Consider the following 14327-nt stretch of genomic DNA (forward strand, 5'->3'; position numbering starts at 1 on the left):
AAAATTTCAGGCAAAATAACAGGATTTATTTGAATAAAATTTTACTTTTATCTTAACTATAAAAAACTGTCTATGAAGAAATTTTACCTACTATTACTTTTATTTTTAAGTTTAAAATTACTGGCTCAAAACCCGGGACTAGATCCTACTTTTAACCCCAAAGATGATGGAGTTTATCAACAAAAAAATGGATCCGGTGCGGTTCTGCTTCCAAACAATAAAATACTAAGTGTCTATAAAAATGGACAGGTTGAATGTAATGTATTGCTTTTGAATCCGGATGGAAGCCGGGATAATACTTTTAATACGACGGCTTCTTTTTCATCAAAAGACATTCGGATATTTGCTAAATCAGATGGTGCTTTTTTAACGCTTGATTACAGCGGTAAATTAAAAGCTTTTCATGCAGATGGAACGCTTAACGCAGGTTTTACTATTACAACTATAAAAAACACCAATACCGATACTTATAGAATCAATGATATCATTTATCAAGAGGATGGGAAAATCATTCTCTACGGTGCGTTTGATACTTTGAATGACGTTTATGCGGTAGGTTTTGTGCGCTTAAATGCGGACGGAAGTCTTGATCCTACTTTTAAATGGAAATCTGCCGGTAAAAAAATAGTGATCCAGAATGATGGAAATTATGTGGCTGTAGGCGGAACAAGACCATCACGATATTTTGCTGATGGGAAAATGGATTCAAGCTTTAAAATAATTGCTACTATCGATCCTGTGCAAAAATTTGTGACGAATGGCTTTGAAACGGCAGATAATAGTACTATCGATGACATAGCCGTGCAGCCTGATGGAAAAGTAATAGCAGTTGGATGTAATTATGTCGAGAACGGCAGAACCATTTCTTACTCTATTGTTAGGCTAAATGCAAATGGGACAAGAGATACGGGATTTAAATTATTTACAGACAGAGAGCAAAGAATAAGAAAAGTTTATATACAAAAAGACAATAAAATCATCCTTAATATTGACTATTATAAATTTATCCGATTAAATCCTGATGGATCAACAGATCCCACTTTTAAATACACCAATACAGTAGGTTTCCTAAACGAAGGAGTTTTGCACTTTCAAGGGGATAAAATAATTATCAGTGCTCGTTTTAAAGACAGTCAAGGAATTACAAGAGCTGATATACATCGAATAAATGTTGATGGAAGTCTTGATTTGACTTTTAATCCGCATTCAGGTCCTAATTTATTTTTTAATGAAACGTCTCCTTTTTTATCGAAAGTACTATTAGATCAAAAGGTTTTATTAGTTGGGAATTTTACAACCTACAATGATACTCCGGTGAGAAATATATGCCGACTCAATCAAAACGGTACCTACGATCCAAGTTTTAAGCTGGATCCAAAGATTCGAATATTAGCGGATACAGACAGTTCATATCGCATTTTGGAGCAGAAAGACGGAAAAATTATATTGGTTCATAATGGTACGCTGTTGATAGATGGTCGTGCAACCTCTATCATTAGATTAAAACCTGATGGTACTATTGATGCTACTTTTAACATAGATCAGTATGTGTCCTACAACCCATCTGATATCCAACTTTTAAGTAATGGAAAAATTCTAATGATAGGTGAAAACGGTGTTTTTATTAACACAGCAGGAAGTTATTATTCCTTTAATATCATTCAACTTAATTCAGATGGTTCACTTGATAATGGTTACAAAAGTGTCCAATACAAAAAGCCATTTAGAATAGCTCCTTTGTCCGATAATAAAGTTTTAGTTTCCTTTCTGGATTACAATCCAAATTATACCTATTATCCGGTTATAAAATTAAATGAAGACGGCACGAAAGACAGTTCTTTCAAATCCGGAATTTATCCTTATTCCAAAATAAAAGAACTAAATGATGGTAAACTATTAATTACCTACTATGATCGATATCGTACTGGTTCCAATGGTGAAGATCTTTATTTGACAAGAGTAAATTCTAATGGTTCGGCTGATCCTACCTTTAGCACTTATTCTTTTGCTTCAAGTAAAGTTAATCGTTCTGATTTTTATGAAAATGGGGAGATTAATCTATTCTTAGCTACTTACGCTACTGACTCAACAAAAAAAGTAACGCTTAGTTCGGATGGAAAATTAACAAACAGTACGACCTATAATAGCTCTAAAGAGTTTGCGATTCAAAACTGTGAAGATTTACTTTTTTACGGTTATTTTGATAAACTTGATGGTGTTAACAAAAGTGGAATTGTTCGCTACAAGACGTCCAACAGTACTTCAAGTTCAAATCCAGCTGGCGAAATTTATCAACCTTTCACAAATGGACAGACTTTGGCAGATCTTAAAGTGGATGGAATAGCTTTAAAATGGTACACTTTGCAAAGTGATTGCGGTATCAACAATAAAACAACAAACAAAAGTGCCGCAGATACTGAAACTTTGTTGCCTGCTACAACACTTTTGGTTAACGGAACAACCTATTACGCATCACAAAGTATAAATGGTGTAGAAAGCAGCTATAGGCTTCCGATAACCGTATATTCTGCTACACTTGGAGTAAAAGAAAACAATCTGCCTAATTTGGTGACTTATCCAAATCCGGTAAAAGAATATTATACCATTTCCAATCGTGAGGATATTACCGAAGTTCAGGTTTACAATATCCTGGGGCAACTTCAATTTAATCGTACTTATAACAAAAACAGTGTAGAAATTGATTTTACAGCTTTAAAATCAGGTCTGTATTTTGTGAAGGTATATTCGGAGGGTAAAAGTGATACTCTGAAGGTTATTAAAAATTAGAATACCACTTTTTTAAAGTTATTAAAGTACAAAGGCTCTAAGTTTCTAAGTTTTTCTTTAAAAGAAATCTCAGAAACTTAGAGCCTTATTATCTTAGCCTCTTTACTTATAAAATACGTCGTAAGCAAAACGGATCAAAGTGCCAATTACCACCACCAGGAAGAAGATCCTTATAAATCCGTTTCCTTTATTGATGGCCAGTTTGGCGCCAACCCACCCTCCTATTCCATTACAAATGGCCATTGGGATGGCAATTGTCCAGATGATTTTTCCTTTTATCATAAACAGACAAATTGAACCAAAATTGGTTGCCAGATTGACCATTTTCGCATTCGCGGAAGCGTGAAGAAAATCGAAACCTAAAAGCGCTATAAAAGCCACAACCAGAAAACTTCCTGTGCCTGGCCCGATAAAGCCGTCGTAGAATCCAATAATTATACTTATTACAACAGCATACATAATTTGGGTTCTTGCTGAATGGTCTTTGGCAACCTGCTGTCCGAAGTTTTTCTTTACATAAGTATAGATAAACAACAATGACAAAACAACCAATAATAGCGGTTTCATAAAGTCATTACTGACAAGGGTTAGAATAGTCGAACCCAAAAAAGCTGACGGGACTGCCAGCGCCATCATAATCAGTAATAATCGCCACTGAATTACGACATTTTTCAGGTATTGAAAAGCGGCTACCGCAGTTCCGCTAAAAGCTGGAATTTTTAAAGTTCCGATCACGGTAGAAACAGGTAAATTGGGTAGCAAAATTAAGCCCATTGGTGTTTGAATCAACCCTCCTCCTCCAACTATGGCATCAATAAATCCTGCAGCAAAGGCAGCTAAACAAAGTAAAATAATTAAGTAGGATTCCATTTTGGTTGGGTATCAGCAGGTTTAATAAATCGGGAACAAAAGTAACCTTCCATTTTGTTTATTACAATAATTTTAAAGTGGATTTCTCCTCAAAAAGTATATTTTTGTTGAAAAATTACGAAAATGGATTTTACACGAATTATAGAATTAGCCAGTTATACTTTACCAGCTATCGTTACCGGATTTGTAGCCTACAGTTTTTTTGAATTACATATTAAAAACAACGATAGAAAACGTGCTTTTTTATTAAACAAACAGGCTCATAAAGAATCCTTACCAATACGTTTACAGGCATACGAGCGTATGACCTTGTACTTAGAACGTATTAATCTGACTAAGTTATTGATTAGAATTGCTCCTATTTCTAACGAAAAACACGATTATGAGAATTTTGTAATTGATCAGATCGAACAGGAATTTGAACACAATCTGACGCAACAGATTTATATGTCCGACGAATGCTGGACTATTATTACCACTGCGAAAAACTCAACCATACAAATTATTCGCAAAGCCGCAATGAGCGACCGTGTTGAGAATGCTGATAAATTACGTGAAGTAATTTTGAACGATTTATTAGAAAAACAGTCTCCAAGTAACGCAGCTTTGGGTTACATAAAAAATGAGGTTGCCGAAATGTGGTAAACCAAATTATTTTGAAAGATTGATGCTTGGTCAATCTTTCATTTTTTTTCCTCTTTCTTCTTTATTGTCTGAAATCGTTGTTTTTTGCCACGAATTTCACGAATCTTCTCGAATTATTCTTTTGCCACAGATTAAAGAGATTTGCACTGATTTTTTTCACGCAGATCTAGCAGATTATAGCAGAAACACTGCGGCGAAAATCCGTTTAATCCGCTGGATCTGCGTGCTATTTTTTTTATTTCCTATTTGAATGTCATTTCTCAAAAGTTAGTTACTCTTTGTTAAAGTGCTAATTATACTTTATTGAAAGCTATGGCTGTTTTTTTGCCACGAATTGCACAAATCTTCACGAATTGTTCTTTTGCCACAGATTAAAAAAATTTGCACTGATTTTTTTTCACGCAGATTTGCTTCGCCAGTTCGCTATCGGACGGGTAGCAGATTTTTAATTATCGCATTCCGCGAAAATCCGCTTAATCCGCTAGATCTGCGTGCTGTTTTTTTATTTCCTATTTGCACTGATTATGGATCAAACCCAAAATCTGTGGACTGGTAACAAAAATGAGTATTAAAATTTAGTTTGTCTACTCCACCTAATTTTACACAATACCCTTGGTTTGTCCTTTCGACGAAGGAGAAATCACACAAGAAATTCCGCAAAGAAAAGCTCTAATCTTTGTCGAATATTAGATGTAATTTCTCCTTCGTCGAAAGGACAGGACTATCGAAAAAAAAGGCTTATTACTTCAATAACTGCGTCGCGATAAATCACAAATAACCACTTAGATGTATTTATTTAAATTATTGATTTTTAATCACTTAAGCCTTTTTATTGCCGTGAAATAGTTTTTTTATGTCTATTTTTTCTGCTTTCATGACAAAAATTCTCCCTCTTCGTGTCATTTCTTCCTTTACAGGTTTACATCCCCAGTAATTTTATTCCTTAATAACAGCTGAAAAGCATGCGTCAATTGTTATTTATCTTATTATCAGAATATTATATGACAATAAAAACCATCATGTGTTTACATGCTAAAGAGAAAAAGTTATAGTCCATATTTATTTCAAACAATAAGCAAATCAACCAAAAAACAGGGAAGGAAGCCGAAAAACCCTAAAAAAGAGTAGGTAACAAATCAACCAATAAGTTATGACTAAAATTTCTAACGTAGAAAACGGGGCTGTGTACGAAGGGTACGACAGCCTTGCTGCCTCACAGTGGTGTACCCCATCATTTCTGGGATGTAGCGCGTGTGTCTCTGCCAGTGCTGTCAAAGGTCAGGTTACGATCACAATAGAATTAAGAACTCCTTTCGGAAATGTATCTAAAAGCTTTAGTTTTAATAGTAATGTAAGTTTTACATGGCAGCCTTTTAGTAAATTCAAAGTTACCATAAGCATCGCAAACTTCAATGAAGCCGGCGGTGTTTTTAGTTTTGATCTGGCTCTGAATCCTTGCATCGACATTCCGTTTTATGGATGGAAATGCTTTAATTTCAGCCACACATTCTCTGTGCCGTTATTAGTAGCAGGCATCGAAAGTGATATTGACGATTCTCATTTTACAAGTTTGTTAACGTTACACGCTAGTGGTGCTTTAGATGCTGGATGTCACTGCGATGATACAGCTACTCCGTTGTTGAAAGGTGATATTTACAACAACTATCTGAGTAGCCAGGCCGCTTTTCCAACCATACCGGTTACGAAATGCTTTCCGATACCAACTGTACAATGCATTCCAACTATTACATCATGTGTAACAGGGATATCCCCTATTTGTCTTACACAGCAAGATACTGGTGCAAATGCAGCTGCAATACCTACACTACCGGTAAATCAATGTATCCCTACAGTGTCTTGTATTCCTACTGTATCTTGCATTCCGACGGTATCCTGCACGGGAATCCCTTTTATTTGCAATGGTGCGGCACTTCAAGCTGGAAATACTGCCAATGCGGAAGCCAGAACATTAGTTTGTTTTCCAACATATCCTCCGGTATGCAGACAACTAAGTGCTACTGATGCAAATGCTGCTGCAATACCAACATTACCTGTAAGTCAATGTATTCCTACAGCATCTTGTATTCCTACTGTTTCTTGCATTCCAACGATATCTTGCACAGGAATACCTTTTATCTGTAATGATGCTGTTCAAAGTACTGGCGGTGTAAATGCGGGACCACCACATACTGTATTGTGTTTTCCAACATTGCCAATGGCATGTAGACCAACAGGAGCTGTTGCCGATGCAGCTGCAATTCCGACATTACCGGTGAATCAATGTATACCTACGGTATCTTGTATTCCTACAGTGTCTTGTATCCCAACGGTATCGTGCACTGGAATCCCATTTATTTGTAATGGTGTTGCTGCTCAAGCGGGAAGCACACAACAAAGTACTTATACACTAATTTGTGCCCCAACTAATCCTATAGTATGCAGGCATTTAGGTGCTGATTATCAGGGTAATGCTGCTGCAATACCGACATTACCGGTAAATCAGTGTGTGCCTACTGTATCGTGTGTTCCAACCTTGTCTTGTATCCCAACGGCATCGTGCACCGGAATACCTTTTATTTGTTAATACTATTTAATTTTAAAAATCGCAGGGTCTAAACAATCCTGCGATTGTTTTTTAATCCTTAAATCTTACGCAATGCAATTAACTCCAGAAACCGTATATCAGTATCTACATAAACGTCAACTTATTGATGAAGAGGCAGTGATTAAAGGCAATTTTATGGTACATCCGGTAAAGACCAGAAATACCATCATGAAAATAATAGTCCGTCCTGAGAATTCTCTTTTTGTGAAGCAAATGCAAAAAGATATCGTTAGTGACGGTTTATTTCAAAGAGAAATCAGTACCTATACTTTATTTAAAAACAATGCAGAATTTTCATCAATTGCTGCTGTTGTTCCTAAACTATTGGATTACGATGATACGGCTAATATAATGGTAACCGAACTGTTATATGATGCAAAAAACTTATATGAGCATTATATGCTTACCAAAAACTTCGACTTAAACCTTGCCCGCGAGCAAGCTGTTATATTATCAGCATGTCATGTTGTACCTGAAGACAAAACAAGTGCATCAATGTTTCCAAAAAACCTGCCGTGGGTATTACAATTGGATAAATACGATGCCGATCAATTTTTTGTAAACAATGAAGCAAGCACTTCTATTATAAACCTGATAAAAGAGAATCAGGTCCTGCAAAACGCATTAATAAACTTGGCCATATCGTGGAATTACACCCACTTGATACACGGTGATATCAAATGGATCAACTTTATGGTTACTCAAGATGAAAAAGGTTTCACACAAAAACTCATCGATTGGGAACTTGCTGACATTGGCGATCCGTTGTGGGATGTTGCCGGACTCATGCAATCGTATATCAGCGTTTGGCTCCTTGGATTTGATAATAACGACCCTGCCGGTTACCAATTACCTGAGTATATGCAAGCTTACGATATCAAAAACACCCAATCTTCGGCACAGGCTTTCCTTTATGAATATATGACCATACAAAAATATCCTGAATCGTATTATGGTACTATTTTGGCAAAAATAATTCAGCTAACAGCAGCCAGAATTATTCAGACGAGTTTAGAAGGAATTACTTATAATTCAAAAATCGAAGCGAATAATATGCGTTGTATTCAATTGGCATTCAATATTATGAGTGATCCTTTTAACGCATTACAGGAATTGTTTAATATAAAACTACAACAAGATTATGTTCCAGGATAAAACCATCGTTAAAGAACTTACGCGACTGATTAGTCAACTTCATATTTCGGACTCTTTTCTCCAATTTAGAGAAAAACAATATGCTATTACGCCTGAGGATGCAATGAGCAGTCTCATTAGCATATTGTATTCCGAATGTTATGCCTTAAAAGAAAGCTATCAGACAGGTCAGAAGGAAAGAGCGCTCCATTTTACGGACTCTAATGACTCTTTTTTGGAATTGCTTTCTCAAAATAATCTAAGTAAAAACAGAACAGAAAAGGATTGGATTGTAAAAAACATACATCCAAACGGGTATTTAGAAGTAACAAAACAGAGCGAACTGCAAGTCATACACGTTTCTCATTTAGTAGATGTCCCGTCCGGATCAACTGCAGAAATTGGGCAAACGGTTTCGGTTTTATTTCCAAAAGAAGACAGACAGAGGCAACCTACTTTTTATTATGTTTTTAGTGATCAATCGATGAATCCGTTTCAAAATTTCACGAGAATATATTGGAATTGTAACAGCGATGGTGCGCCAAAACTTATAAAAAGCATTACCGAAAAACTAAACTATTATTCGATTCCGTTTCTCTTTAAATGCCTTAATCACCCTGATTTGTATTTTCGAAGGGATGCAGCAGTACTTTATATAGAAGACACTATGATTCCTATAATCAAAATGTTACTTCCTGAAATTTATAGCGAAATGGAGGACTACCTTGAAGAAGATGTGCCTCTTTTTGCTTATCCGTATGCCAAAGGAGTTGGTATAGCTGAAAGTCCGAATGAGAATGAAAGTTTCGGAATGAACAGAATAACGATACTAGCTGAAGCACTCTTCCGAACTACACACAAAAAACTGGTAGCAACAGCTGTTGTTAACGAAATTGGAAGCGCTTTTCTACAAAGAGGAATAGATCCTAAAACGACTTTTCTCAATAAAGGAACAAAAATACTATTCAATTAAAAGCAAGAATTATGGATCAGACCAATAAAAATATTTTCCTTGAAACGGCATGGAATATCGGAACTAATTTAATGAAAACCAGTATCTGGCATGATAAATCCTGTACCTGGCAAGGGTATTCATTTGAGCCTTTGAATGGTACGTATCAACCGGTGATCAGGACTTTTGGACCGGATGTTTATTCGGGTACAGCGGGTATTGCTTTATTTTTGACGGCTTTGTATACGGAAAGAGAAGACCTGATTTTGCTCCAAACAATAGAAGGCAGCATTGAACAAATGAAAAGTACCATGTATGCTGCTATTAATCACGGATTCTATGCCGGAAAACCTGGGATTGCAGCGGCATTAATCAAAATTGGAAATGAATTAAACAGGACAGATTGGGTACAAGACGGACTTGATTTACTCGATAGCATTCCTTCTGAATCACTTCAATCCTATGAAATTGATATTATAAGTGGTGCTGCCGGAACAATACCGGTGCTGCTGGATGTTTATACTGTTTTTAAAAAATCGGAATTACTGGATAAAGCAATTGCACTAGGGTATTTATTGTGTGATGCGGCTGTTAAAAACAATACCGTCTGGTCATGGGCTACGGTTCCATCCCAAAAAAATCTAACGGGTTTCTCGCACGGTTCTTCAGGGATAGCTTTGGCATTATTGCAATTGTATAAAGCAACGGGGAACTCCACATTTATGGAAGCTGCTGAAGGTGGTTTTAATTACGAACGCCAGTCTTTTGATAACACACAACAAAACTGGCCTGACTTTAGAGACGATGTGGTCGCAAGCACCACAACCAATGTATGCGGACTAGCCTGGTGCCATGGAGCTCCCGGGATTACAATTTCAAGATTAAAAGCCAATCAACTAGATTCAAATCCTGTTTTTACAAACGAAATGAATATCGCACTCGCAACTACCGCTAATTCTGTTTATCAGGGGCTAATAGAAAATCTGACGAGTACCAATTACTCTATTTGTCATGGCATAGCAGGAAATGCAGATATCATGATGGATTGTGGAGGAATGGAATACCAGCAACTGGCAGAAGCTGTCGGGAACGCTGGTATTAGCAAATATCCAAACAATAGTATTCAATGGTCTACAGGATTAAGTAGCGGACAGTATACGCCGGGACTGATGATGGGAATTGCAGGGACTGGATATTTTTATCTTCGTTTACTGAATAAAGACAAACATAAAAGTGTGTTGCTGCCGCAACTTGGGTTGACTTAGGGAGCTAATAACCACTTTGTAATTAACTTATAAGGTGATATAGTAAAATGAGACAATAATTTATTTTATTAGCCTCCAGCTTTAGCTGGAGGTATATAGATAGAGAAGTGTAATTGGCTTTAGCTAAAATAAGTCGCCAATTTGGCTAAAGCCATTAAATCTTTAAATTAAACTATAGTCCTCCAGCTAAAGCAGGAGGCAATGGAAAATAATGCTTCTATTCTTTATAAAATTACAAACTACTTATTATCACTCATAATTTCAGATTTATTCTGAGCATATTCATAACCTTGCTCCCACCACACTTTCATAACTTCTCTATTGAAAATCAAAGCGTTATTTGTGAGTTTTGTTGGTGTGTAGTATAGATTTAATTTTACATTTTTATTGCTGGCCATTAGTTTTCCAATTGCGATATCATGCTTTTCTACCTGATCCAGAGCAATTCGGAATAAATCAATCATCAAGGAAAACGGGTTTTTGCCGATAACCATTTTATCCATATTAACTTCGGTTTCCAGAATGATCACATCAATTTCGGTTGCGCCACGATTTATGGCTTCGCGAATGGGTACCAAACTAGAGAAACCGCCGTCTCCATATTCGTAATTGTTCTTGGTTACTAAACTCATAAACGGAATATAATTGCTTGAAATCCAAGTCCAGTCGCAAAACTCTTCGTACGTACAATCTTTAACGGACTTGTATTCTGCCTCGTTTTTGGTTAAATTGGTAACGGTAACAATAACATCACTCTTAAGTTTTTTGAGCTTATTGAAATCGGCTATCGAAAAATTGTTTTTGATGTACTTTTGCAGTCCTTTACTCTCTCCAAAAGTCCTTTTCCCTCTAAAAAATTGACGTAAAACATTAAAATGATTAATGGTTACGATGTCAATTCCGTCTTTGACTTTTACAACAAATGGACAGATATTAAAAATTTTGGACATGGTAACATTGGTGTAAACCCAGTGGATTTTTTTCAAATGCCCCAGAGCCAGGTGCGGAATTAAAAGACTGCCTGTTGAAGTCCCTAAAAACATGTCGTATTCGTGTTTCTTCTCTTCTATTAAATATTGTGCCACACCACCCGCAAATGCTCCTTTACTGCCTCCACCTGAAATAACCAATGCTCTCATAAATTTAATGTAGGTATTATTTTTTTATTTAGAATGTGGGGAGAAAATAGAGTATAGAACATAGAATATAGATTGGGGTGTTTTCCTTGCTCTACATCCTAATATTCTATGCTCTATATTCTTTGTTCTATATTCTTTGTTCTATATTCTTTGTTCTATATTCTTTACTCCTTTAATAAACGATTCAACTGAAACTGTTCATCGGATGTCAAATTAGGCAAAATTCTTTCAAACGACGCACGCATTTCCGAATTTTTTAATAAAATCCTAATAGAATCTCTTCCGAATTTTGAAAATTGCCACATATGATGCGTTGTCGCATCTACTAAATTTGTTAAAACGGTATCGTTTATCAATCTAAATGCAATTAATTTTTCTAACGCATTTTGTCTTGTCGTTGCTTCATATTTTGTGGATGAAAAACCAATCAGTTCCGTAACTAAATCTTCCGGATTCTCGCTGTAATCACGTGTAGATAAAGCCAATGAAAGCCATAGTGTACGAAGATTATAGTCATTAAAACCAATCCAATTCTTTGATTTGTTTAGGTATTCAGTCTGATGTTCGGGAAAACTTTTCCATAAACTATAGAGGGCGATTTCTTGAGTTTGGTATGATTTGTCATCAAGCAAAGTTTCATAGGTGACTCTGAAATCTTCCGGAATTTGATTAAAATTACCCGCAACTGCCTGACGAATCTGTACATCATTACTTTGCATAGCAATTAGTAATAATTCTTTTTTAGCATCATACTTATCGTTTTCTATTTGATTAACAATAGCTTCTTTTACAGTGTGGTAGGTGTTTGAATTTAAAGTTTTAATTAAAAATTCTTTCTTTTCTGATAAAGGCGTTTTTTTTAGTTTATCTACTTCCAAACGAACTTGAATTGCTTTGTTTTTGCTCAATAAAGCATTAGCGGTAGCGGTATCAAAAGCAGTTGATTCTAACCAGGTCTTCTGAAATTTATCCAAATCAAAATCGGATACTTTTTTAACTTCATCAAAGAAATTTTGCGTATTTACATTTTGATAAGCGTATTTTTTGAGGTAACTTTTAATGGCTTTTTTAAAGGCCTTATCACCTATTGATTCGTGCAGTACGAACAACGTCCAAGCTCCTTTTTCGTAAAAGGTTAAAGAACTTGCCTTGGCATTTAAAACCGGAATCGTATCTGTTCTTGAGGCAAACTTTAATTGCTGTGCGGTTTCGTATAATTTAGAATAAAAGTAATCCTCACCATAAATAGCCCTCTCGGCAAGCAAAGCATAATAAGTCGCAAAACCTTCCTGAAGCCAATGATGTGTGCTGCTTTCGGCCGTAATCAGATCCCCGAACCAATGATGTGCCAACTCATGTGCGTCGACATTGGTATAATTTCGGTCTTCAAAACCGGTAGAATCAACAACGTAACGCGTTGCAAAAAGTGTGGTTGTTGTGTTTTCCATTCCCGCATACAAAAAATCACGAACCGGAATTTCTCTGTAAATTCCCCACGGATACCCTACACCTATTTCTTTTTCCAGAAAATCGAAAATGCGTTTCGAATAACGGTAAGTAGGTTCAAAACGTGCTAAATCCTTATTCTCCAAATAATACTCTAATGGAATGTTTGTTTTAGATTTGAACTCTTTTTTATCATATTTACCAACCGTAAGCATCAATAAATAAGAACTCATTGGCTTTTTCATCTGGTATTGCCATTGAACCTGATTGTTATGCTCTGTTTTGTTTTTCAAGATTCCATTCGAGACTACCTGATAGCCTTTTTCATAAGTAACTTCCATATTAAAAATTACTTTTTCATTGACATCATCAAAACTCGGAAACCAGTTGCTGGTATATCTCCCCTGACCCTGCGTCCAGATTTGTACTTCTGAATTTTCAACAGCAACAAAATACAAAGCTTGTTTGGGTTTAACCGAGTAGTTAAAACGAAGCTGCTTTTTGCCTTTTTCAAGATTATCAATGATTTGCAATTGTTTGCCTGTGTTAAGAAAAATCACTTCTTTTCCATCGATTTCAACATTGGTAAATTCCATGTTTTTCGCATCAATTTTAATCGTATCTGCGGCTTCCAAAACATCAAAATCATACGTGACACTACCAGAAACAGATTTTTCCTTGGCATCTAATTTTAATTGCCCCGAAACGGATTTAAAATCGACGAACTGGGTTTGCTGTGCAAAAGCGAAGCTGGTAATAAAAAGAAAAAAGTATTTCATTGAAAATTTGAATTTATGGGATCCGTCTCCCAATTTCTAGGGTTGTTTTTTATGTAATTATAGATTTTATCAAAGGCAATATGGTTTCTAACAATACTATCGTGATAATTGGATTGCCAGATTGATGTTTCATTACCGATTTGTTTTGTTGTGACCGATTTAAAAATCGCAACAAATGATGAAATTGAATTTGGTTTTCGGGTTAATTTGATTTTTTTGGGGTTATTGTGGTCTTGTTGTGGGTCCGATTTTTGATCGTGATTATGTTTTGAATCATCTTCCAAATAATGTTCCAAATCATCTTCCAAATTACGTTCCCGTAGAGACGCACTGCTGTGCGTCTCTACGCTGTGCGTCTCTACATCGTTCGTTTCTGCGTTAGAAATCGGATTATTTTGGATTTCAATCAACAAATGAATATGATTTGGCATGACCACCCAATTATGGAAAAACCAATTTTTCCGAATTGAAATTGATTTTTTCAATTCGGTCTCAATAATTTCTCCATTGTCGTTTAATTTCATCACTTCATTTTCAACTGTGCCAAAAATGGACTCTCTATTCTGAGTCACTATTGTAATAAAATAGATTGCATCACCGGAATAATCCCAGTTTTTCAATCTGTTAGAATCAGTTTTGTATTTATTCTTAAATAATATCATTTCTTGAGGCGTATAATAATCTCAAAGTTACAAAGGTTTCGCC

At 35.8% G+C, this 14327-nt stretch carries 10 protein-coding genes; 6 read left to right on the top strand and 4 right to left on the bottom strand.

All coding sequences use genetic code 11. The features are described from left to right. The first annotated feature begins 72 nt into the window (after window positions 1-72). Window positions 73-2787 carry a T9SS type A sorting domain-containing protein gene (locus ACHRV3_RS00925; RefSeq protein WP_395434161.1) on the top strand — a complete coding sequence of 905 codons (2715 nt, stop codon included), beginning with the start codon at window positions 73-75 and terminating at the stop codon, window positions 2785-2787. A gap of 102 nt (window positions 2788-2889) precedes the next feature. On the opposite strand, the gene ACHRV3_RS00930 is transcribed toward ACHRV3_RS00925, so the two are convergent. Further along, on the bottom strand, window positions 2890-3657 hold the full coding sequence (locus tag ACHRV3_RS00930; RefSeq protein ID WP_395434162.1) for a sulfite exporter TauE/SafE family protein: 768 nt from the start codon (window positions 3655-3657) through the stop codon (window positions 2890-2892). Window positions 3658-3780: 123 nt separating this feature from the next. On the opposite strand from ACHRV3_RS00930, the gene ACHRV3_RS00935 reads away from it, so the two are divergent. The 5 genes from ACHRV3_RS00935 (at window position 3781) to ACHRV3_RS00955 (ending at window position 10258) form a co-directional block, all read left to right on the top strand. Next, window positions 3781-4302 (top strand): hypothetical protein, encoded by a 522-nt coding sequence (locus ACHRV3_RS00935; RefSeq protein WP_047775235.1) that lies wholly within the window; start codon window positions 3781-3783, stop codon window positions 4300-4302. A 1150-nt stretch (window positions 4303-5452) separates the two neighbouring features. After that, window positions 5453-6886, top strand: coding sequence for a hypothetical protein (locus tag ACHRV3_RS00940; protein ID WP_395434163.1), 1434 nt, complete (start codon window positions 5453-5455; stop codon window positions 6884-6886). 72 nt (window positions 6887-6958) lie between these two features. After that, complete coding sequence (locus tag ACHRV3_RS00945; protein WP_395434164.1) at window positions 6959-8062, top strand: phosphotransferase family protein; 1104 nt, start codon at window positions 6959-6961, stop codon at window positions 8060-8062. Then, window positions 8049-9014 (top strand): T3SS effector HopA1 family protein, encoded by a 966-nt coding sequence (locus ACHRV3_RS00950; protein ID WP_395434165.1) that lies wholly within the window; start codon window positions 8049-8051, stop codon window positions 9012-9014. The genes ACHRV3_RS00945 and ACHRV3_RS00950 overlap by 14 nt, the downstream gene beginning before the upstream one ends. Window positions 9015-9025: 11 nt before the next feature. Further along, window positions 9026-10258, top strand: coding sequence for a lanthionine synthetase LanC family protein (locus ACHRV3_RS00955; protein ID WP_395434166.1), 1233 nt, complete (start codon window positions 9026-9028; stop codon window positions 10256-10258). 239 nt (window positions 10259-10497) lie between these two features. Here the strand turns inward: ACHRV3_RS00955 and ACHRV3_RS00960 are convergent, their stop codons facing one another. From ACHRV3_RS00960 to ACHRV3_RS00970, 3 genes are all read right to left on the bottom strand, one after another. Further along, the gene (locus ACHRV3_RS00960) at window positions 10498-11397 is read right to left on the bottom strand and encodes a patatin family protein (RefSeq protein ID WP_230001962.1); all 900 of its coding nucleotides are present in this window, start codon (window positions 11395-11397) and stop codon (window positions 10498-10500) included. Window positions 11398-11561: 164 nt separating this feature from the next. Beyond that, window positions 11562-13622, bottom strand: a complete 2061-nt coding sequence (locus ACHRV3_RS00965) for a M1 family metallopeptidase (protein ID WP_395434167.1) — start codon at window positions 13620-13622, stop codon at window positions 11562-11564. After that, entirely contained in the window at window positions 13619-14284 is a 666-nt protein-coding gene (locus ACHRV3_RS00970) for a transposase (protein ID WP_395434168.1), read from the bottom strand. Before ACHRV3_RS00970 ends, ACHRV3_RS00965 begins: the two co-directional genes overlap by 4 nt. Window positions 14285-14327: the final 43 nt, after the last annotated feature.

The sequence above is a fragment of the Flavobacterium sp. FlaQc-49 genome (assembly GCF_044005985.1).
GTDB classification, from domain to species: domain Bacteria; phylum Bacteroidota; class Bacteroidia; order Flavobacteriales; family Flavobacteriaceae; genus Flavobacterium; species Flavobacterium cupriresistens.